At 63.6% G+C, this 20,765-nt stretch carries 17 protein-coding genes; 5 read left to right on the forward strand and 12 right to left on the reverse strand.

Annotated elements, in window-relative coordinates; all coding sequences use genetic code 11:
* The first annotated feature begins 786 nt into the window (after positions 1–786).
* Positions 787–2,169: a replication initiation protein gene (locus AWB65_RS18915; RefSeq protein ID WP_087668590.1), complete on the forward strand. Its 1,383-nt coding sequence runs from the start codon at positions 787–789 to the stop codon at positions 2,167–2,169.
* A gap of 391 nt (positions 2,170–2,560) precedes the next feature.
* Here the strand turns inward: AWB65_RS18915 and AWB65_RS18925 are convergent, their stop codons facing one another.
* The 9 genes from AWB65_RS18925 to AWB65_RS18965 are packed head-to-tail and all read right to left on the reverse strand — an operon-like array spanning position 2,561 to position 12,744.
* On the reverse strand, positions 2,561–3,760 hold the full coding sequence (locus AWB65_RS18925) for an acyl-CoA dehydrogenase family protein (RefSeq protein WP_087668592.1): 1,200 nt from the start codon (positions 3,758–3,760) through the stop codon (positions 2,561–2,563).
* A gap of 26 nt (positions 3,761–3,786) precedes the next feature.
* Entirely contained in the window at positions 3,787–5,172 is a 1,386-nt protein-coding gene (locus AWB65_RS18930; RefSeq protein ID WP_087668593.1) for an LLM class flavin-dependent oxidoreductase, read from the reverse strand.
* A complete protein-coding gene (locus tag AWB65_RS18935; RefSeq protein ID WP_087668594.1) occupies positions 5,169–6,008 on the reverse strand; it encodes a TauD/TfdA dioxygenase family protein in 840 nt (279 codons plus the stop codon). The genes AWB65_RS18930 and AWB65_RS18935 overlap by 4 nt, the downstream gene beginning before the upstream one ends.
* The gene (locus AWB65_RS18940) at positions 6,001–7,419 is read right to left on the reverse strand and encodes an LLM class flavin-dependent oxidoreductase (RefSeq protein WP_087668595.1); all 1,419 of its coding nucleotides are present in this window, start codon (positions 7,417–7,419) and stop codon (positions 6,001–6,003) included. Before AWB65_RS18940 ends, AWB65_RS18935 begins: the two co-directional genes overlap by 8 nt.
* Before the next feature lie 12 nt (positions 7,420–7,431).
* The gene (locus tag AWB65_RS18945; RefSeq protein ID WP_087668596.1) at positions 7,432–8,400 is read right to left on the reverse strand and encodes an oligopeptide/dipeptide ABC transporter ATP-binding protein; all 969 of its coding nucleotides are present in this window, start codon (positions 8,398–8,400) and stop codon (positions 7,432–7,434) included.
* Entirely contained in the window at positions 8,397–9,410 is a 1,014-nt protein-coding gene (locus tag AWB65_RS18950; RefSeq protein WP_087668597.1) for an ABC transporter ATP-binding protein, read from the reverse strand. Before AWB65_RS18950 ends, AWB65_RS18945 begins: the two co-directional genes overlap by 4 nt.
* The gene (locus AWB65_RS18955) at positions 9,407–10,255 is read right to left on the reverse strand and encodes an ABC transporter permease (RefSeq protein WP_087668598.1); all 849 of its coding nucleotides are present in this window, start codon (positions 10,253–10,255) and stop codon (positions 9,407–9,409) included. The genes AWB65_RS18950 and AWB65_RS18955 overlap by 4 nt, the downstream gene beginning before the upstream one ends.
* Entirely contained in the window at positions 10,252–11,172 is a 921-nt protein-coding gene (locus tag AWB65_RS18960) for an ABC transporter permease (protein WP_087668599.1), read from the reverse strand. The genes AWB65_RS18955 and AWB65_RS18960 overlap by 4 nt, the downstream gene beginning before the upstream one ends.
* 3 nt (positions 11,173–11,175) lie before the next feature.
* Positions 11,176–12,744, reverse strand: a complete 1,569-nt coding sequence (locus tag AWB65_RS18965) for an ABC transporter substrate-binding protein (RefSeq protein WP_087668600.1) — start codon at positions 12,742–12,744, stop codon at positions 11,176–11,178.
* Between the two features lie 259 nt (positions 12,745–13,003).
* On the opposite strand from AWB65_RS18965, the gene AWB65_RS18970 reads away from it, so the two are divergent.
* The gene (locus AWB65_RS18970; RefSeq protein ID WP_087668601.1) at positions 13,004–14,455 is read left to right on the forward strand and encodes an NAD(P)-binding domain-containing protein; all 1,452 of its coding nucleotides are present in this window, start codon (positions 13,004–13,006) and stop codon (positions 14,453–14,455) included.
* An 8-nt stretch (positions 14,456–14,463) separates the two neighbouring features.
* Here AWB65_RS18970 and AWB65_RS18975 read toward each other — a convergent pair whose 3' ends face one another.
* Positions 14,464–15,102 carry an NADPH-dependent FMN reductase gene (locus tag AWB65_RS18975; RefSeq protein ID WP_087668602.1) on the reverse strand — a complete coding sequence of 213 codons (639 nt, stop codon included), beginning with the start codon at positions 15,100–15,102 and terminating at the stop codon, positions 14,464–14,466.
* A 180-nt stretch (positions 15,103–15,282) separates the two neighbouring features.
* Positions 15,283–16,518 (reverse strand): acyl-CoA dehydrogenase family protein, encoded by a 1,236-nt coding sequence (locus AWB65_RS18980; protein ID WP_087668603.1) that lies wholly within the window; start codon positions 16,516–16,518, stop codon positions 15,283–15,285.
* A gap of 244 nt (positions 16,519–16,762) precedes the next feature.
* Here AWB65_RS18980 and AWB65_RS18985 point away from each other — a divergent pair, with 244 nt between their 5' ends.
* From AWB65_RS18985 to AWB65_RS18995, 3 genes are read left to right on the forward strand one after another with little or no spacing between them, the layout of a single operon-like run.
* Entirely contained in the window at positions 16,763–17,671 is a 909-nt protein-coding gene (locus AWB65_RS18985; RefSeq protein WP_087668604.1) for an ABC transporter permease, read from the forward strand.
* Positions 17,658–18,437, forward strand: a complete 780-nt coding sequence (locus AWB65_RS18990) for an ABC transporter ATP-binding protein (RefSeq protein WP_087668605.1) — start codon at positions 17,658–17,660, stop codon at positions 18,435–18,437. The genes AWB65_RS18985 and AWB65_RS18990 overlap by 14 nt, the downstream gene beginning before the upstream one ends.
* Positions 18,438–18,463: 26 nt before the next feature.
* Positions 18,464–19,471, forward strand: coding sequence for an ABC transporter substrate-binding protein (locus tag AWB65_RS18995; RefSeq protein ID WP_087668606.1), 1,008 nt, complete (start codon positions 18,464–18,466; stop codon positions 19,469–19,471).
* Positions 19,472–19,521: 50 nt separating this feature from the next.
* Here AWB65_RS18995 and AWB65_RS19000 read toward each other — a convergent pair whose 3' ends face one another.
* A complete protein-coding gene (locus AWB65_RS19000) occupies positions 19,522–20,754 on the reverse strand; it encodes an SfnB family sulfur acquisition oxidoreductase (protein WP_200821743.1) in 1,233 nt (410 codons plus the stop codon).
* Positions 20,755–20,765: the final 11 nt, after the last annotated feature.

Genomic DNA, 20,765 nt, shown 5'->3' on the forward strand with positions numbered 1-20,765 from the left:
TTTTCCTTTATGTGTGCACGGTGAGGCAATTTATCGACACTCAGCGTTGTTTCAACGGTTTTGGTGAGACTTTGCTCCAAACCGTAGAATACTCGGCCAGCCAGAGAATAGCCAACAGATATGGTGCGCTGATATTGCGTCCATCTCTCCCGCACCAAAGTCCTTTACAATCAATTACTTGCATGGATACTCGCGCCGTCGAAGGTGGCGTTTTGCAGGCTGTGCGGAACAAGCAGGCAGTTCGAACTCCCTCCAAGCCCACCTTCCATCACAAAAGACCTCACCATAGAAATCGTAGTGAACGATCGTCCCGCTCTATATTTACCGCCGTGGCAGGTTAGTTTCGGGCAATCCATAGCAACGAAAACGGATCTTAACGGCGAGCTACCTCGCTTTCCACATCGCCGGTTCCAATGCTCAAAACTCGGATGACTACTAATCCGTTGTTTGTTATCTAATAAAAAAACCAACCCACCACTAACAGCGCAGCGATGTTGCTATATAAATCAGATAGTTATCGCTGAAAAGTGAGGTGTTCTGTGTTGCAGGTGATGTTGATTGAGAAGAAAAGTGATGTGTTTACCACGCGAAAGTGAGGTGATTTGGCGCTGGAAGTGAGGTGTTTGGGCAGGAAAGGTGAGGGGAATTGTGATTCCAGAGCGACTAAGGTGAGGTGTTCTGTGTCGCGGCCGGATCAAGGTGAGGTGATCTGTGTTGACAGCTCACTTTGCGGTGGGTACCGTACGTGCTCAACAAAACAAAACTGTAGCGGGTCTAGGAGGCGGGATGACGAGAGCAGGGCAGGTCGCCACGTCGAGGCAACTGGCGTTGGCCCTATTCGACGACGCGAGCGCTGAAGGCCTCCCTGTAGAAGCTGCCCGAACCGACATCGGTTTCGCCCGCAAGAATGTCTTAATTCGTATTGTCGACCTCGGCGTGGCGGCTCGGCGCCTGATCGACGCAGCCTACTTTATCGTCGCGCAGGAAGAAAAGGTTCACGACCTGTACGACGTCGAGTTGGATTACTTCAAGTGGCTCATGCGGTATTCGAGTCGGAACAACGCACACCTGGAACAGGTCATTACAGAGGCGCAACGGGCGCTCATTCAGGCTACCGCAGAGCCCGAGGCCGACGGGTCCAAGCCGTTCGGATCAGTTCAATTGATCGGGCGCATCTCGTACGTAGGTGGGCGTTTCCAATTCCGAGTACCACCCGACGTCATCGGGATCATTCGCGGCCCTGGCAAGTCTCACTGGCTAAGCCTGCGCATAACATCGCTCTTTACCCTTAGCTATGCGCGCGTGATGTACGACCACCTCCTTCCTTACGCCAGCGAGGGCGTGACCGATTGGTTCACGCTGGATGAACTCCGGGAGTGGCAGGGATCGATGGGCGCGAAGGCGCTGGAATTCAAGTACTTCAAACGGGATTGGCTCGCCCCCGCCGTGGACCAGATCAACGAAGTGTCCGACCTCTCGCTATCGTACGAGACGCGAAACGAACCCGGCTCCCGCAAAATTGGGCGCATGCGGTTCCGCGTCGAGCGCAAGGAGATGGCTGAGCGCTTGCTGCATTCGCACGAACAGGCACAGGCGCTCTATCAAACCTTGAAGCGGGAGATCGGCCTATCCAGCGCACAGTTCAATCAGATCGCATCGGACAGGGATACCTACTCCGACGAGCGCCTGGAGCAGGCGGTCGAGCGTACACGCTTTAGTCTGAAACTGGGGAAGGTGTCAAAGAGCCCAGCGGGCTTTTTCATGAAGGCGTTGAAAGAAGGCTGGATCGTCTCGGATGCTGAGCGTCAGATGGTGCAAGTCCAGCAAGGGTTGGCCTTCACCGACCAGCGGGAGGCCGAAGCGAAGGCGCAGGCCGAGTCCCGTATGGCGTTGCAAATCGCGGCCCAGGATGTCCATGCCCAGAACCGTATCGTCGATGAAGTTCGTCGTGGCTGGGAGGTGTATCTGGGCGCAACGCCGAAGCAACGCGAGGATTGGAGGCGCACTTACAAGTCGAGCCCGGGCGGAAAGCTCACGTTGCGCAGGCTGGGTATCGGCCCATCGACTGATCTCGCGGAAGCCATGATCGAAAAGTACCCGGACCTTAGAGATAGCTTTTCGGGATATGTATTCAACAAAACGCGCACTGGTAAGAGCAGGGGCCAATAACACACAGTTCGGACGGCCTTCAAGGCTTGAACTGCGAACCCTGGTGACGAAATCGTCGTCCATCCGACATCGCGCCTGATGTCGATGCGTGGCGTGGCGCTGCCAGGGATGAGGCGGCGACCGCTGGGTGCTGATCTAAATCGGGTTCCCTTGCCAGCGGCCATCGAGTCGCTCAACGCTTGAGTGTGCAGCCAATGCCCACCGGCAGCGAGTTTCAGAGCGAGGTGAGCGGGGCCGACTCAGACCCGCGCGAACGAGCACGCGAATCCAACGAAGACGCGATTTACGCGTCGTCCGCCGTCAAGCGGGTCGCCGTGCTTCACGAAATCCGACGCAGCAGTCACCGGTGCCGCCTGCGGGTCTTCCATGCCGCGCGCGCAACGGGATTCGCCTAGAAGGTGCGTCCTTCCACCAAATGCGTCTTCACCCCATTGAGCACATAGTCGCCGACGACCTTTGCCTTGTGATGCAGCGGGTTGTGACTGAAGATCGTGCGCAGATTGCGCCAGTGCCGGTCGAAGTTATGTTTTCGCGACGTCGCCGATGCGCCGCCCGCGTCGAAGAGACGCTCGCCCGCCTGCAGCGCCAGCTTGCCAACGACGACCTGGGTGCGCGCCGTCGCGAGCGCCCCTTGCAGCACGAGCTCGTCCGCCGCCGGATCGCCATGCAGAATCGCATCGGACGAAACGCCGAGCACGCGCGCGTTGTCGCGCACGAGCACGTCGATCGTATGACTGAGCGCGGACAGTTCGCCCACGACCTGCTGAATGAACACGTCCTCGCGGGCCGTCGGCGCGGTAGAGTGCAGCACCGGACGGCCGTGCGCCGTCACGTACTTGCGGGCATCGGCGACGACATTGCGCACGATGCCCGCCGCCACCGCCACCAGATGCAGTTGCCGATATGCGCCGCCATGCCGCCCGACGAGCGACGAATAGCCCTTCTCGATCACTTCATTCGGATCGACCCTGACGTTGTCGAAGACCACGCTGCCGCTCGCCGTCATGCGCTGGCCCATGCCGTCCCAGTCGTCGAGCACCTGGAGTCCTTCGGCGCGCACGGGGATGATCGCGGTCACGCCTTTGCCATCTTCGTTCACGAGGTTCGTGCGCACGAAATCCGCGTAAGCGGTGCCTGTCGTGTAGTACTTCTTGCCCGTTACGCGGAAATGATCGCCCTCACGCCGCAGGACGGTTTCGATCTCGCCCGCCCGCGCCGTGCCCTGTTCGCCGGACGCGCCACCGAACAGCGCACCCTCGACGATGCGGCGCACTTGCCGGTCGTGAAACGGCGTAAGCGGCGCAAGACGCATCGATTCGACCACGTCGAAATGTACGCGCAGCGCGTGCGCAACGTTCGATTCGGCAGCAGCCAGCGTCGTGACCACGTGAATGGCATCTTCGAGCGTGCCGCCGAGCCCGCCGCGTTCGACAGGAATGCGCAGCGCGCCGAGCCCGGAACGCCGGAACGCGTCGAAGGCGGTGAATGGCAGTTCCCGGCGAATCTCGCGTTCTGCGGCATCCACGCCGATTTCTTCGGCCAGCGCGGGCAGGGCAGCGAGCGCATCGGAAAGTTGTCTGGAGATGCTCATGGTGTGTTTCGTAGGGGTGTGGAGGGTTATCGGCGAAAGGCCGCGCCGGGGTGGCGCTCGTTCAGAAGGCCGCTGCGCCCGCCGAGCTTTTCGCGCAAGGTGCCGGTTGCATAGCGCGTCTTGTATCGTCCGCGCGCCTGCAACTCAGGGACGATGAGTTCGGCGAAGTCCTCGTAGGCTTCAGGCGTGACCGCATAGCTCAGGTTGAAGCCGTCAATATCGGTCTCGTCGACCCAGTCTTCGAGCGCATCAGCCACTTCGTTTGGCGCGCCGATGAAAACCGGTCCGCGTCCGCCGATCGCGTTGTGCAGCGCGAGTTCACGCACCGTCCAGATGCGCTCGGGATCGAGCCGCGTGAAGCCCTCCAGCGCCGAGGAGGTGCCCGCGTCGAGTTGCATGTAGCGGATCGGTTCGTCGGGGTCGTAGGTCGAGAAGTCGATGCCGGTCCAGCCCGAGAACATCGCGAGCGCCGCCTCCGGCGTCACGTAGCGGCGATAGTCCTCGTATTTGTCGCGCGCCTCGCGCGTAGTGCGGCCCGTGATGATCGTCGCCATCGTGAAGAACTGGATGTCGCGCGCATCCCGCCCGGCCTTCACCGCTTCGGCACGCGTTCCGGCGACGACGGGCGTGAGCACCTTCTTGCTCGGCCCGCTCAGGTAGATGCCTTCCGCGTGACGTCCCGCGAAGCGCTGCCCGCGAGCCGACGATCCCGCTTGAAACAGCACCGGCGTGCGCTGCGGCGAAGGCTCGGTCATATGGATGCCCTGCACCCTGAAGTACTTGCCCTCGTGATCGACGCGATGCACCTTCGAGGGATCGGCGAACACGCCGGTGGCCGTGTCGCGCACGCTCGCGCCGTCTTCCCAGCTGCTTTCCCAGAGCTTGTAGACGACGTCCATGTATTCGTCGGCGATGTCGTAGCGCTCGTCGCGCGAGGCGACTTGATCCTTGCCGAGCACCTTCACGCTGCTCCTGGCAAACCCCGTGACGATATTCCAGCCGATGCGCCCGCGCGTCAGATGATCGAGCGTCGACATGCGCCGCGCGAACACGTAGGGCGGCTCGTGATTGGCGTTGCTCGTCACGCACAAGCCGAGATCGCGCGTGGCGTAGGCCATCGCCGAGAGCGACATGAGCGGGTCCTGTTTGGGCACCTGCGCGCCATGACGCAACGCGGTGTCGAGGTTGCCGCCGTGCACGTCGTTCACGCCGATGCTGTCGGCCATGAAGAGCGAGTCGATCAGGCCGCGTTCCAGCGTCTTCGCGAGATCGACCCAGTAATCGAGCGTGTTGTACTCGAGCGAACGGTCGCGCGGATGCCGCCACATGCCCGGCGAGTGATGCACCAAACTATGCAGGGAAAACGCGTTGACGCGGATCTCCTTCTTCGGATTCGATGCGGCGAAAGTCATAGGTACGGCTTGTCTCCGCTGATCGTCACGCGGTAGCCCGAGCGCACTTCCGGGTAGTAGTCCCACACGGCGAGATGCTGGACCGCGCGGTTGTCCCAGAAGGCGATCGAATGCGGCTCCCATTTGAAACGCACCTGAAACTCGGGCGAGGCGAAGCGTTCGTACAGCAGGCGAAGGATACCTTCGCTTTCCGCTTCCGGCACGCCGTCGATATGGGTCGTGAAGTTCGAGCTGACGAAGACGCCCTTGCGCCCGGTCTCCGGATGCGTACGGACCACCGGATGCGAAGATTTGGGAAACGTCTTGCCCGCATCGTCGATGCCGCGCAGACGGTTGCGTTGCCGGTAGGTCGGCTCGCCGTCGTGCGTGGCAGTCAGTCCTTCCAGATAAGTCCTGAAGCCCGGCGACAGTGATTCGTACACCGCATACGAGCTGGAAAAGAGCGTGTCGCCGCCGTGCGAGGGCAGGGTATGCAGATGCAGGATGCTGCCGAGCGGCGGTTCCTCGTCGCACGAGACGTCGGAATGCCAGCGATCGCCCGCGATGCGTTTCGTGGTCGCATCGCTGTGAATCTGCAGGATCTCCGGATAGCCGTCGGGGCCGGGGCTGTTCGGATGCACGTGCAGCGCGCCGAAGTAGCGGCCGAGCGCAAGATGCTGATCGAGGCTGATCGGCTGGTCGCGGAAGAAGATGACCTGATGCGCGAGCAGCGCGCGGCGTACGTCGGCTACTTGTTGTGCGGAAAGCGGACGCGTCAGATCGATTCCGCCGATCTGCGCGCCGATATGGCGCGTGAGCGGGTGAACGGTGATGGTCTCGTAAGCGGTATCAAGCATGAGTTTCGTCCTCGATGGGCGCGGCGCGCGAATCAGTGGGTTGATGAGCCGCGCGATGCAGGGCGGCGGGATGCGGCGCGGTGAGGTGCGCTGCGCCTTCGCCGTAGAGCTTCTCTCGCAACGTGCCTGCGCGGTACGCGGGTTTATAAACTCCGCGACGCCGCAACTCGGGCACGACGAGATCGACGAAATCCTCGTGCGTGCCGGGCAACAGCGCGTGACTGAGATTGAAGCCGTCGATACCCGTCTCCGACTTCCAGCGCTCCAGTGCGTCGGCCACTTCGGTCGGCGAGCCGATGAACACGGGCCCCTTGCCACCGATCGCATTGAAAATCGCCAGCTCGCCGATAGTCCACACGCGTTCAGGATCAGCGACGGTGAACGCTTCGATCGCCGATTGCATGCCTTCGCTTTTCACGTAGCGCAGCGGATCATCGGGGCTGTACTTCGACAGGTCGATGCCGCTCCAGCGCGAGAAGAGTGCGAGCGCGCCTTCGAGACTCACGTGACGCTGGATGTCTTCCCATTTCGCCTGCGCTTCTTCCGAGGTCGGCGCGACGATCACGGTCGCGAGCGCGAAGAACAGCACCTTCGCCGGGTCGCGTCCGAGCGCCGCGGCACGCTCGCGAATCTCGACGACATCGCGTTCGACGAGATGCGCGGTGGGCGAGCTCAGGAATACGCATTCGGCGTGGCGCGCGGCGAAGTCCTTGCCGCGATTCGACGTGCCCGCCTGATACAGCAAAGGCGTGCGCTGTGGCGAAGGCTCGGCGTAGTGCGTGCCCTGCATCGAGAAGAACTTGCCCTCGTGCCGGATCTCATGCACGCGTTGCGGGTCCGCGAACACGCGCGCTTGCGTGTCGCGCACGGCCGCGCCATCCTCCCAGCTTTCCTCCCATAGCCGATAGACGATCTCCATGTATTCATCGGCGAGGTCGTAGCGCTCGTCGTGCGGACGCGCGTCCTGCTGGCCGATCGCGCGCGAGCCGCTCTGCCCGAAACTCGTCACGATGTTCCAGCCGATGCGTCCGCGCGTCAGATGATCGAGCGTAGACATGCGCCGCGCGAACAGGAACGGCGCTTCGTAGCTCACGCTGCTCGTGACGGCGAAGCCGAGATGCTCGGTGACTTGCGCCATCGCAGAGACCAGCAGGAGCGGATCGAGGCGCGGAAACTGCAAGCCCCAGCGCACGCCGGCCGCATTCGATCCGCCGTAGACGTCGTACTGGCTGATGCCGTCGGCGAAGAAGAGGGCGTCATAGCCGCCGCGTTCGGCCGTGCGCGCCAGATCGGTCCAGAGTGTCAGCGAGTTGTAGTCGAGCGCGCGGTCTTGCGGGTGCGCCCATAGTCCGGGCGACAGATGCGTCGGCGCGAAGGCCAGGAACGCGTTGATGCGGATTTCCTTCGACATGGCGCAAATCCTTTAGGCCTTCGATGTGAGGGGAAAGTGGCACGTGACGTGGTGCGTCGCGGAGAGCCGGTGCACGGGTGGAGCGTCCTCGCGGCAGACATCGCGCGCGCAAGGGCAGCGCGTATGGAAGACGCATCCGGCGGGCGGTGCAAGCGGCGACGGAATCTCGCCACCGATCGCCTGAACGTCGAGCGCATCCGGTTCGCACGCGGCGATGAGCGCATGCGTGTAGGGATGGCCCGCGCGCTGGACGATATCCTCGCGCGTGCCTTGCTCCATGAAGCGCCCGAGATAGAGCACGCCGATATGGCTGCTCATGAACGCGACGACGGCCAGATCATGCGAGATCAGCAGATAGGAAAGACCGAGCGCGTCCTGAAGGTCCTTCAGGAGGTTGAGCACTTGCGCCTGGATCGATACGTCGAGTGCCGAGACTGGCTCGTCAAGCACGAGGATCTCCGGCTCCAGCACGAGCGCGCGCGCGATAGCGACGCGTTGACGCTGGCCGCCGCTCAGTTCGCCCGGGCGGCGGCGCTTGAATTCGGCGGGCAGGCCGACTTGCGCGAGCAGTTCGTCGAGGCGTTTTTCCAGCGCGTCGCGGGCGAATCCACGGCGCTGGATGCGCAACGGTTCGAGCACGATATCGCCGATGTTCATCTGCGGATCGAGCGAGCCGAACGGGTCCTGCAGCACCGCCTGCACGGCACGCTGGCGCCAGCGCCTGTCGCTATCGCGCGTCTCTTTGCCGAATACGCGATCGCCGAAGCGCACTTCGCCGCGCGTCGGTTGATCTGCGCCGAGAACGATTTTCGCGAGCGTCGATTTACCCGATCCCGATTCGCCGACCAGCCCGAACGTGCCGCCGCTCGGCAACGCGAAGGACGCGTTCTCCACGGCGCGCAGCATCCTTGGCTGCGAGAACAGGCCGCCGCGCACGGGAAATGTGCGAGCGAGGTCCGTCACGCGGATCGCCGTGCTCATGAAGCCTCCGTCGCGAGAAGCGGTTCCGGCGCCATCTCTTCTGGCTCCGGATGCCAGCACGCGACGGTGCGATTCGTATCGATATCGCGCGTCGCGGGATACGCGCTCAGGCAATCGGCTTGCGCGCGTGGACAGCGCGGCGCGAAGCGGCATCCTTCTGCGATGCTGCCAGGCAGCGGCGGCTGCCCCGGGATCACCGTCAGCCGGCGCTGCGCGCTGAAAAGACGCGGCACCGCGCCGAGCAGCCCCTTCGTATAGGGATGCCGAGGGCGCGCGAAGACTTGTTCGACCGGACCTTGCTCCACGATGCGCCCTGCGTACATCACGGCGACATCGTCGCAATAGCGGCGCACCAGATGCAGGTCATGCGTGACGAGCACGATCGCCGTGCCGCGCTCGGTCTGCACTTCGCGCAGCAGATCGAGAATTTGCAGACGCACGGTGATGTCGAGCGCGGTAGTCGGCTCGTCCGCGATCAGCAGGCGCGGATTGCACGCGAGGTTCATCGCGATCGCCACGCGCTGACGCATGCCGCCGCTGAACTGATGCGGGTAGCTGTTCAGGCGGCTCTCGGGCGCGGGAATGCGCACTTGCTGCAGCAGGTCGATCGCGCGCGCCTCGCGTTCTTCTCGGCTTTTGATGCCGTCGCGATAGCGGAACATTTCGGTGATCTGCCGTCCGATCGTCAGAAGCGGATTGAGCGAGGTCATCGGGTCCTGCAGGATCATGCCGATCTCGCGGCCGCGCAACGCATTCAGCTCGGCGGGCGTCCTGCCGCGCAGGTCGCAACCGTCAAACAGGATGCGGCCCCCGGTCACGCTCACGCCGCGCGGCGGCAGGCCCAAAAGAGAGAGGCACGTCACGCTCTTGCCGGAACCCGACTCACCGACGAGACCCAGCGTGCGGCCCGCGTGTACGGCAAAGCTCACGCCGTCCACGATACGTACTTGCTTGTCGGAAGACCGTGCTTCGACCACGAGATCATCAATTTCCAGCACCGGACCATTCATCGCCAATCTCCGTCGACGCCATCGCCGCGCTGCAAGAACTCGCCGATGCGGTTGCTGCACAAAACGGTAGCGATGAGCACAAGACCCGGCAGCGCGGAGAGCCACCACGCGGTATCGAGATAATTGCGGCCCTCGGCGATCATGCCGCCCCACGAAGGATCGGGCGGCTGCACGCCGAGACCGACGAAGCTCAGCGCCGCTTCCATGAAAATCACGAGGCCGACGTCGAGCGTCAGCAGCACGACGAAGGTATTGCGCACGTTGGGCAACAGGTGGCGCAACGCGACATATAGGGGCGACGCGCCCGCCAGCTTCGCGATCAGGATGAAGTCGCGCTCGCGCAGGCTGAGCGCCTCGGCGCGGATGATGCGCGCGAAGCGTCCCCAGTTCGCGAGCGTCACGACGATGACGATGTTCGTGATGCTCGGCCCGCAGATGCCGACGATCAGCATCGCGAGGAACACTGGCGGCAGCGCATACTGGGCATCGACGATGCGCATCAGCGTGGCATCGAAGCGTCCGCCGAGATACGCCGACAGGAGACCCGCCAGCGCGCCGAAGAAGCCCGCGAGCAGCACGGCGCAGAACGCGATCGAAAGGGATATGCGGCCACCGAAGAGCGTGCGCGTGAAGACGTCGCGGCCCATCTGGTCCGTGCCGAACCAGTGATGCCAGCCGGGCGCCTGAAACGTGGCCGACAGATCGATCGCGTTGGGATCGACGCTCGACAGCCAGGGCGCGAACGCAGATCCCGCGACGATCGCAGCGAGCACGCCGGACATGAACGTCACGCTCATGCGGGACCCGGCGTGCCCACCGTCGAAGGAGAGAAAGCGAACGCTCATGACCGATACCGGATGCGTGGATCGATGAGCGCATAGAGCACATCGACGGCGAGATTGATCGAAACGAACAGCAGCACGGACACGATCACGGCCGCCTGCACGACGGTAAAGTCGAGCGTGCTGATGGCCTCGACCATCAGGCTGCCGAAACCGGGCCACGAAAACACCGTTTCGATTGCCACTGCGCCGCCGATCAACACGCCGAACTGCGAAGCCGTGAATGCGACGATGGGGAGCGCCGCGTTCCTGAGCGCATGCGTGCCGATCACGACGCGCTCGGGCAGCCCCTTGATGCGCGCCATGCGGATGTAATCGGCCTCGAGCACGGTCAGCATGTTCGCCCGCGTGAGACGCGCGATGCCCGCCGCCGAATACCACGCGAGCGCGGTCACGGGCAGGATCAGATGCTTCCACGTGCCGTGCCCGCCAGTCGGCAGCCAGCCCCATTGCACGGAGAAAAGACGGATCAGCAGCAGCGCGACAAAAAACGGCGGCGCGGCCTGCCCGAGCACGGCGAAGAGCGACCCCGCGCGATCGATCCACGAACCGCGCCGCACCGCCGACGCAACGCCGAGCAACAGCCCGACCACAAGCGCCAGCGTGAGTGAAATCCCCACGAGCATGAGGCTGGAACCCAATCGACCGAGCGCCATCGAAAGCGCGGGCGCGCCGAAGTGGAACGAGTTGCCCATGTCACCGTGCAGAATGCCGCCGAGGAAGCGCGCATATTGCAGCGGTACGGGATCGGCGAGACCAAGCTGCTCGCGAAAGAGCTGCCGGTCCACCTCGGTCGCCTCGGGCGGCATCAGCAGATAGGCGGGGTCGCCCACCATGCGCACCAGCACGAAGATCAGGACCGACATCAGCCAGACCGTGATCAGGGCTGAACCGAAGCGGCGCAGGGCATAAACGAGCATCGATCAGTTCCCGGCGACGTTCTGCGGCGCCCACTGGATGCTGCGGAAATTCAGGAACCCGCCGCCTTGCTGCGGCTGCCATTGCAGCGTCTTCTTCTTCGCGTACACATAGGTGAACTCGGAGATGAAGAAGGCGGCGGCGTCGTCGTGCAACTCGCGGCCGATCTGCTGGAAGACTTCGCCGCGTTTGGTCGTGTCGCTCACCTTGGAGACGTCGGCGAGCAGCGCATCGATCTTAGGGTTCGAATAGTCGGACCAGCTTCCGTTCGATGCGAACGCGCCGCTCACCGGATGCACCGGGTCGTACAGCGCATTCGTGAATTGGCTCAACGCAAGCGGCCCGGACGTATGCGTGTTGTTCAGGCGCTGGAAGGTCGCATAGGTCAGGCGATTGAGTTTGACCTTCACGCCGACTTGTCCCCAGTAGGCGGCGAGCGCCTCGGCCACGCCCTGAGGCATGTCACCCTGAATGTTGAGCGTGGTCTCGAAGCCCTTCGGATAGCCCGCTTCCGCGAGCAGCGCCTTCGCCTTGGCGGGATCGTATGGGTACGGCTGGATCGTGCGGTCCGCGCCATACGGGTAATAGTTGGAGATCATCGTGCCGAGCGGTTCGCCCACGCCGTACAGCACGCTCTTGATGATCGCCTTGGTGTCGATTGCGTAACTCAGCGCCTGACGCACCTTGATGTTGGAGAAGGGCGAGGCCTTGTCGTTCGTATAGACGCGCACATAGACCGGCGAGGCCACACGGCTCTCGATCACATCGAGTCCGGTTTCCTTCTTGAGCCGCTGATAGTCGGAGAAAGGCAACGCCACGGAAAGATCGACTTCACCGCGCAGCACCGCATTGACGCGGCTCGCAGGCTCCGTGATCGCGCGGAAGATCAGCGTCTTCACGCGCGCCTTTTCGCCCCAGTAGTCGTCGAAACGTTCAAGCACCAGCTCGCTTCCTCCCGGCGCGAGCGATTTGAACTTGTACGGTCCGAGCGAGATCGGCTTCTGCGCGAACGCATCCGGATTCGGCAGGCTCGCGAGATAGTCGGCGGGGACGATGTACAGGTAGCCCGCGACCTTGTTCGCGAACGCGCCATCGGGCGTCTTCAGCTTGAATACGACGGTGAGGTCGTCGGGCGTCTCGATGGTATCGATGACCGGCGCGAAGAACGGCCGGCGCGTGCTCTTGCTGCGCGGATCGAGCACGTGTTCGAGCGATGCCTTCACGTCGCGCGACGTGAGCGTCGCGCCGTTGTGGAACTTCACATTGGGACGCAGCTTGTAGGTGAATACGCGCGCATCGTCGGATACCTTGACGCTCGTGGCGAGACGCGGCACGAGATTGCCCTTGGTGTCGAATCCGTAGAGCGTGTCGTAGATTTGCCAGCCGTAGCGCAGCGAATCGCCACTCACGGCGACCAGCCCATCGAGGTTGTAGAACTCCTTTTCGACGCCGATCACGACGGTGTCGCGATCGACTGCGGGAGCCGTGCTCGCCGCGAGTGAAGGGTCGATGAAAGCGCCGGACAAAGCGGCGGACAAAACCAGTCCGCGAAGGACTGACGAAAGCGTGCGCATGGATGGGTCGAAGTGCTGGGCGAGACAGACATCGGCTCGCCGGGGATGGTTGAACTTGAATTCATCATGATGAACCGGTCCCTTGTCGATTCGAAGCGACTTAATCGCATATCGATATCGAAGGGGCGCTCACGACCTTTGCAGCAGATGTCATTTGGTCGTCGACCTCACGCTTCGTGAAATTCGAAAGCACGAATCGTTCGTTTGCGACGGGCGGTGCGCGATCGATACTTGATGGTCCTTGCTCTGGAAGCCTTTTATGACACGACCGCTTCATCACGACGATCACGCGCGCGAAACGCTGCGCCTCATCGGCCCCGACCCAGAGGACTGGGTGATCGGCCGTCCTGGCATCGATCACAACGTCCTGATCATCGGCGGCGGGCAGACCGGTTCAGCGTTTGCGTTCGGACTGCGGCGCGCGGGCATCGGCCGCGTGAGCGTGATCGATGCCGCGCCCGATGAAACGCGCGCGGGAAGCTGGACGACGTATGCAAGGATGAACGTGCTGCGCACGCCGAAGTCGCTCGCGGGGCCGGAAGCGGGCTTGCCCGGACTAAGCTTTCAGGCATGGTACGAAGCGCGTTTCGGCGAGGCGTCGTATGCGGACATCGAGCGCATCGGACGTGGGCAATGGGCCGAGTATCTCGCGTGGTACCGGCACTTTCTCGGCATACCGATTCGATACGGCACGACGCTCACGCTGATCGAACCGAAGGGCATGCACTTCGCGCTGCATCTGACGATTCGCACGGCAAGGGGCGTCGAGCATCGCGTGGAGACCGCGCGCAAGATCATCCTCGGCAATGGATTCGCGGGCAACGGCAAACCCAATATCGTGCCGCCGCTTACGTCGTTGCCTTCGTCGCATCTTGCCCACACGTCCGATGCGATCGATTTCGCGTCGCTCACCGGCAAGTCGGTGGCGGTGATAGGCGGCGCGGCCTCGGCGTTTGATGCCGCTGCGACGGCGCTCGAAGCGGGCGCCGCCGACGTGCATCTGTTCGTGCGACGCGCCGAACTGCCCGCGGTGCCGGTGAGCCGCGCGCGTGCTTATCCGGGCGCTTACGACAACTATCCCGCGCTGCCCAATGCGGTGCGCTGGCGGCAGGCGTTGCGCTTCCGGCGCGCGGGTTCGACGGCGCCCGCCGATGCCGTGCAGCGCGCGACGCGCTTTTCCAACTTTCATCTGCATCTCGGCGCGCCGTGGCATGACGCCGCCGTTGTCGACGGTCGCGTTCGAGCGCGCGCAGGAGACACGTCGTTCGACTTCGATTTCGTGATTGCTGGCACAGGCTATGCCGTCGATCTCCATGCGCGGCCCGAACTCGCGCAAATCGCCGATCATGTGCTGCTATGTCGAGACTGCTACGTCCCGGCGTCCGATGAACGCGACGATGCGCTCGGCGCCCATCCTTATCTCGGCGACGCGCTCGAATATCTGGAAAAGTCTCCGGGCGCGGCGCCGTTTCCGAAAAACGTGCACGTCTTCAACCCGGCCGGCTTCGTGAGCCGTGGCGTGCCCGTCGGCGACGTGCCGTGCATGAAGCGCGACATTCCCGCCGTGATCCGTCGGATCAGCCAGGACCTGTTCCTCGAAGATCTCGATGCACAGGAGGCGCGAATGAATTCCGGCGTTCCAGCAGATTTCGACACCGCGCAATACGAACATCGGATTTATCGCGAGACCGATGTCGAATCGGCAGGCTGACTAACAAGTCAGTTCTGCGCAACCGCCACGCGCGGTTGCGCTTCGTGATATGCATCCGTACGGTTCGCGCCGAACGCGAGCGCAAAGCTCGCCGCCTGCCGGCCCACGGTGTAAAGCTGCTCGACGACCTTCGGGTCCGAACACGTATCGGGCGTTTCGAAGCGTGTTTCAAGCGTGTTGACCGCGGCCCCGAAGGGCGTTGGCCAGCCGCGCAGCGCATGCACGATCGAGCGCAGCGACGTGAGCACCGTGCCCGCCGCCTGCCAGCCATACGCGGTCACGATGCTGCCGACCGCGCGGCCATCGAGATAAGGGCGCTCGTCGAGCCGAAGTTCTTCGAGTGTGTCGAGTGCGTTCTTCACCAGCCCCGAGATGCCGCCGTGATACCCGGGCGACGCGACGATGAGCGCGTCCGCGTTGCGCACGGCTTCAATGAGCTCGCGTTGCTCGTCGGTCAAGTGGCCCGTTTCAGGTGCGTAGTGCGGCAAGCTGTAGAGGAATGCGCCGCCGAACAATTGCACGCGCGCGCCGCTTTCCTGCGCGCCTTTCAATGCGAAAGCGAGCGCGCGCTCCGTGGATGACGCAGGTCGCGTCGTGCCGCCGATACCGACGACCAGCGGCCTCTGCGATGAAGGGGTTCGAGACAAGATCAACACTCCAGGGATTTGAAAGAGGGAAACTGCGGCGCGCCCGTTCTGCGCTCGTTAAGGAAGAACATGCTACCGAGCAAGAGTGTCCACGGGAAAGCACGAATTGCGCTAAGGATATGAGGGATATCGCCGCAGCGCGTGAAGCGAGGCTCGCATCACGCGCCGGGAAGCAGGCTTTCAGAAAAACGCGGCCTTCGGTAAAGGCGTTCCGTGCAGCGCATGTTCGCCGAGCACGCGTGCCTTGTACGCGACCGGATTATGCGAGGCGATCGTGCGGATGTTGCGCCAGTGCCGGTCGAGCGCCGCGCTCTGCTTGCCCGCCGATGCGCCGCCCACGTCGAAGAGCCTCGTCGCGGCGTCGAGTGCGAGTTCGTCGATCAGCACTTTCGAGCGCGCCGCATTCAATGCCGCTTCGAGAAAGAGCGCCTCGTCGGGCGTGCCGGCAAGCGCGGAATCGTAGGCGCGGCCCAACGCATCGGCGGCACGCAGCACGCTCGATTCCGCGACGTAGGCCGCGCTGTCGAGACGCCCGACGATCTGCTGCAACAGCGGGTCGTCGGCCGGGCGGGCGTTGACCGCGTGGTAATAGTTGCGATCGCGACGCTTGAGCAGCGCCACGGCGTCCTTCACCACGCGGCGCAAAATGCCCGCGATGATCGTCGTCAGCCACAGCTGCGAGAAAGTGGCCTGCCACGGGACCTTGAATTCGTCGTCGTAATAGAGCACGTCGTCGCGCGACACCTCGACGTGGTCATAGACGGTTGTACCGCTCGCCGTCAGGCGCTGGCCGATGCCGTCCCAGTCGTCGCGCACGTCCACGCCTTTTTGCCCCACTGCGACGCGCGCCGCGACGAATCGTCCGTCCTGCGCTTTCGCGTTGACGACGATGTAGTCCGCGTAGAGATTGCCCGTGCTGTAGTACTTGACACCGTCGAGCACGAAGCCGTCGCCTTGGGGGGCGAGCGAAGTGGCGCCATCTCCGTCCCCGATGTTCTGCTTGCCGAGTTCGCTCGCGCCGAGGCCGTATAGCGCGCCTTCCTTGACGGAGTCGAGCCAGCGCGAGTAGGGGGCTTGATTCGGCGTGCGCAGCGCGCGCTCCACGAAGGCAAAGTGGTTGCGCAGGATGTGCGGAATGTTCGAGTCGGCTTGTGCGAGATCGAACACGAGCTCGAAGAGCTGCGGCAACGTGGCACCGCCTCCGCCTTCCGCCACAGACAGGCGATACACGCCGAGACGCGCCTCGCGCATGAGCGCGATCGCGTCGCGAGTATCCGCGTCGCCGTTCGCACGCGCATGCGCGCCTTCTTCGATTGCCGAAACGAGTTCGCGCAGAGCCGTTGAAGCAGGTCTGACGGCCTGAGTATGTTCGCCACGTCCGCGACCGGCAGACAGGTTCGATTCGATATGTCCCATTGACGCTCGGTTGTCCAGTTGTTGATCGGTGCACCGCAATCTGCACACACTATTCAAGCCGTCTTGATTCGCCAACCAAGTGAATCTGATAAGCAATGCAGCGCATAACGGTTTTCGCTATCGATTTCATTCGATCGGGATTTCAAATCACGCTGGCAGCGCTTAGCATCTGGAAAACCGTTTGTTGGAGGCCCAGGCGCGCGACCGTACCATCGTTCGTTCCACTCATCCTCGACGAACGCCCATGAACGTCCCTCGCTTTCCCTCCGCCGTGATCGGGCTCGACCCGGCCACGCCGCCAGAACGGACAGCCCCGCGCTCAAGCGACACCCCCGCTCTCGTGGATCTGCCGACTCGCGCCGCCGCGAACAACACCGCGCTGCAATGGTCACTCCTGCGATCGCGCGCCTTGCGCGTCGGCGTGCCGGTCGCGCTGGTGGTGCTGTGGCAACTCGCTTCGTCGCTCAAGCTCGTGGCACCCGAGACCTTGCCGCCGCCCACCGTCATCCTCGCGGCGCTGAAGGAACTGATCGCCGATGGCGAGCTTCAGAACGCGATCGGCGTGTCGCTGCTGCGCGCGGCGACAGGGCTTGCGATCGGCGGTGGCATCGGACTCTTCGCGGGTCTCTTCGCGGGCTTGTGGCGTGTGGGTGAAGAGATCGTCGATGCACCGCTGCAAATGCTGCGCACCATTCCGTTCATCGCGCTCATTCCGCTTTTCATCACATGGTTCGGCATCGGCGAGGGCGCGAAGGTCGCGGTCATCCTCGCCGCCACGATCTTCCCGATGTATCTCAATACATACGCGGGCGTACGCGGCGTCGATCCGAAGCTGCTCGAAGCGGCGAAGGTGTTCGGGCTGTCGAGCCGGCAAGTGGCGCTGCGCATCATCCTGCCGACGGCTTTGCCTTCGATCCTCGTCGGCGTGCGCTACTCGTCCGCCGTGGCGTTGCTCGCGCTCGTCGTCGCCGAGCAGATCAACGCGCAGAACGGCATCGGCTACATCCTTGTGAACGCGAACCAGAACCAGCGCGCGGACATCATCATCGCGGGCATTCTCGTGTACGCGGCGCTCGGCATCGCGACGGACCTCATCATGCGCGCGCTCGAACATCTCGCCTTGCCCTGGAGGCCGCGCTTTGAACTCGCCTGATATCGACGCATTGAAGACCCGTCACGGCGAGCGCAAAACCGCGCTCGAACTAAACGCGGTGAGCCGCGTGTTTTCCGGACGCGCCGTGCTCAAGGACGTTTCGCTCAGTGTGAAGCGCGGCCAGTTCGTCTCGATGCTCGGCGCGTCGGGAGCCGGCAAGACGACGCTCCTGCGCATCCTCGCTGGACTTGATCAAGCCGACAGCGGCCGCGTGCGCGTGGCTGGGGCGCGCTCGGTCGTGTTCCAGGAGCCGCGCCTCGTGCTCGCCAAGCGTGTGTGGGAAAACGTCGTGATTGGCCACGAGCGGCTGCGTGCGACGAAACCGTCGGCGCTCGCGGCGCTGGAGGAGGTTGGCCTCTCGCGTCAGGCGGACGGCTGGCCGAAGACGCTCTCGGGCGGCGAGGCGCAGCGTGTCGCACTGGCGCGCGCGCTCGTGCGCGAGCCGAAGCTGCTCCTGCTCGACGAACCGTTCGCCGCGCTCGACGCGCTCACGCGAATCCGCATGTACGAACTCGTGGCGCGGCTCTGGCGCGCGCACACGCCCGCTGTCGTGCTGGTCACGCACGACATCGACGAGGCGATTCTGCTTTCGGACCGCATCGTCGTGCTGTCGCAGGGCGAGATCAGCGCCGACATTGCCGTCGATCTGCCGCGGCCGCGCTCCCGCGGCGACGAAGCCGCCGTCGCGCTCAGAACGCGGCTGCTCGCCGCGCTCGGCGTGGGCCAGGCGGACGCTTTCCAGACTGCGTCGAGAGACGCGGCATGACGATTTCCTTCACTCATCGAACACACATGCGCACCAGAAAACGCTTTACCGCTCTAATCGTGGCGAGCCTGTTCGTATCGGCGGGCTCGAGCGGCGCCTTCGCAGAAGAGGAGCCGCTTACCTTGCAGATCGGCACGCAGGACGCCGCGTGGCCGCTCATCGTCGAGGCGTCGCACGTGCTTGACGGCGCGCCTTATAAAGTCAAGTGGGCTGTGCTCACCGGCCCGGCGGCGCAACTGTCGGCGCTCTATTCGAAGGTGCTCGACGTGGGCCTGATGGGCGATACGTCGCTCATCATCGAGCAGGGCAACGCGCGCGTGCCGTGGACGCCCGAGACCGCGCCGCTGCAGATCATCGCGGGATGGCGCAATCCGGACAGCAGCTATCCGCCGATTGTCACCGTGGTGCGCAAGGAGGCCGAGGTGAAGAGCCTCACCGATCTGCGCGGCAAGACGTGGGGCTACAACTTCGGCGGCTTCAATTACTTGCAATACGTGCTGTCGTATAACAAGGCCGGGCTGAAGCCGAAGGACATCCAGAGCGTCAAGTTCGGCGACGGCAACGTGTCCGCCTCCGCGTTCAATGCGGGACAGGTCGCGGTCTATTCAGGTGGATACGGCCCGGTGAAAGAGGCAGTCGACAAGGGCGATGCGCGTATCGTGATCAAGAGCGACGAACTGGATATTCCCGCGCTGTCGGTGTTCACCGCACGCACCGACGTCTTGCGCGATCCGGCGAAGAGCCGCGCGCTCGGTGACTTCCTCGGGCGTCTCAAGAACTCGTGGGCGTGGTGGGCGCAGAACGTGCCGGCCGTCGAGAAGATCTATCTGGAGAAAATGAAGCAGAGCCCCGCGCGCGCAAAGTTTTCGGCCGAGAACGGGCGCTCGGTGTTCTATCCGCTCGACAAGTCGCTCGTGGCGCGCGAGCAGCGCATCGCCGATACGCTTTATCGCTCGGGTGACATCAAGAATGAGATCAAGGTCGATCTGGAGTTCAATCCGGTCTACGACGGGCAGGCCGTAGCTGCGCGCTGACCGGCTTCAATGAAGTGGCGAGGGCGTGCGCGATGCACGCCCTTTGTGTCTCAACCGGCGACCGGCGAATAGGGATGCGCGTAGGTGAAAGGATCGCAGAGCAAGTCATTCAACGCGTATTGCCCCACCGCGTGATACTTCCAGCGGACGCTGTCGTGCAGCGTGTGAGTGCGCGCGTTGCGCCAGTGGCGGTCGAGGTTGTGTGCTTCGAGCGTCGATTGCGTGCCCGCGAGCTCGAAGAGCTTGTTCGCGGCGGTCAGGGCGAAATTGGTCGTGAGGACCTTGGCTTCCGCCGTCGCGACGATGGCGGCGGCCACGGCCTCGCGTGAAGCATCGCCGCGCGCTGAATCGATGAGCGTCGCGGCACGCGCGGTCAAAGCTTGCGCGGCGTGATGATCGATCGTCAACGCGCCGATGTCGCGCAGCGTAAAAGGATCGTCGGTGGCATGCGTTGCGGCACTACCGCGCGCGGGATGCGACAGCTCGCGTAGAAAGCGCTTCGTATCGTCGAGCGCAGCCCGGCCGATGCCCAGATCGATCGCGGCGTGCGCGAGTTGCGACACGGCATTGGCGGTATCGATCCTTGCATGCCACCCGCGCGGCACGATCTGCAGCGCGTCGAGTTCGACACCGGTCAGCCGCACCTGTCCGCTTGCCGTCGTACGCTGGCCGAAGCCCGACCAGTCGTCGATGACTTCGACCCCGCGCGCATGACGCGGGACGAACGCGGTCACGGGCAAGCCCTCGTCGTCGCGTGCGGCCACCGGTATCCAGTGCGCAAAGAGCGCGCCGGTCGAGTAGACCTTGTGACCCGACAGCACGAAGCCGCGGTCCTTGCGCCGTATGCGTGTCTCGTGCCCGGACGGCAGACGGTCGCCCGGCTCGGCGGTGGCGTTGCCGAAACGTTCACCGGCGAGCGCGCGCGAAAAGAAGAATTCCTGCTGTGCCGGCGTACCGTCGTAGCGCAATCGTTCAAGCGTGGCGAAATGATTCTGCGGAATCTGCCCAAGCGACGGGTCCGCCGCCGAGATCGATTCGAAGACGTCCGCAATGGTGCGCACCGAGACATCAGCGCCGCCGAACTCGCGCGGCACGCTGATGCCCCACAGCCCCGACTGGCTGAACACCTCCACTTCGGCGCGCGGCAGGCGACGCTCGCGATCCCGGTTCGGTGCGTCCGCTTCGAACTCGCGTGCGAGGCGGCGTGCAACATCGAGCGCTTCTTCGTCCGAGGGAATGATGGCGGTTTGCATGGCGCCCGGGCGCTCCAGAATGATGGTCATGGTCCTCCCGT

This window comes from Caballeronia humi (assembly GCF_001544475.1).
GTDB classification, from domain to species: domain Bacteria; phylum Pseudomonadota; class Gammaproteobacteria; order Burkholderiales; family Burkholderiaceae; genus Caballeronia; species Caballeronia humi.

Excerpts from the sequence above, each read along its gene's own strand:
- AWB65_RS18980 (WP_087668603.1), bottom strand. The coding sequence starts at position 16,518 with ATGGGACATATCGAATCGAACCTGTCTGCCGGTCGCGGACGTGGCGAA.
- AWB65_RS18995 (WP_087668606.1), top strand. The coding sequence starts at position 18,464 with ATGCGCACCAGAAAACGCTTTACCGCTCTAATCGTGGCGAGCCTGTTC.
- AWB65_RS18970 (WP_087668601.1), top strand. The coding sequence starts at position 13,004 with ATGACACGACCGCTTCATCACGACGATCACGCGCGCGAAACGCTGCGC.
- AWB65_RS18965 (WP_087668600.1), bottom strand. The coding sequence starts at position 12,744 with ATGCGCACGCTTTCGTCAGTCCTTCGCGGACTGGTTTTGTCCGCCGCT.
- AWB65_RS18935 (WP_087668594.1), bottom strand. The coding sequence starts at position 6,008 with ATGCTTGATACCGCTTACGAGACCATCACCGTTCACCCGCTCACGCGC.
- AWB65_RS18940 (WP_087668595.1), bottom strand. The coding sequence starts at position 7,419 with ATGTCGAAGGAAATCCGCATCAACGCGTTCCTGGCCTTCGCGCCGACG.
- AWB65_RS18915 (WP_087668590.1), top strand. The coding sequence starts at position 787 with ATGACGAGAGCAGGGCAGGTCGCCACGTCGAGGCAACTGGCGTTGGCC.
- AWB65_RS18950 (WP_087668597.1), bottom strand. The coding sequence starts at position 9,410 with ATGAATGGTCCGGTGCTGGAAATTGATGATCTCGTGGTCGAAGCACGG.
- AWB65_RS18960 (WP_087668599.1), bottom strand. The coding sequence starts at position 11,172 with ATGCTCGTTTATGCCCTGCGCCGCTTCGGTTCAGCCCTGATCACGGTC.
- AWB65_RS18985 (WP_087668604.1), top strand. The coding sequence starts at position 16,763 with ATGAACGTCCCTCGCTTTCCCTCCGCCGTGATCGGGCTCGACCCGGCC.
- AWB65_RS18945 (WP_087668596.1), bottom strand. The coding sequence starts at position 8,400 with ATGAGCACGGCGATCCGCGTGACGGACCTCGCTCGCACATTTCCCGTG.
- AWB65_RS18930 (WP_087668593.1), bottom strand. The coding sequence starts at position 5,172 with ATGACTTTCGCCGCATCGAATCCGAAGAAGGAGATCCGCGTCAACGCG.
- AWB65_RS18925 (WP_087668592.1), bottom strand. The coding sequence starts at position 3,760 with ATGAGCATCTCCAGACAACTTTCCGATGCGCTCGCTGCCCTGCCCGCG.
- AWB65_RS18955 (WP_087668598.1), bottom strand. The coding sequence starts at position 10,255 with ATGAGCGTTCGCTTTCTCTCCTTCGACGGTGGGCACGCCGGGTCCCGC.
- AWB65_RS19000 (WP_200821743.1), bottom strand. The coding sequence starts at position 20,754 with ATGACCATCATTCTGGAGCGCCCGGGCGCCATGCAAACCGCCATCATT.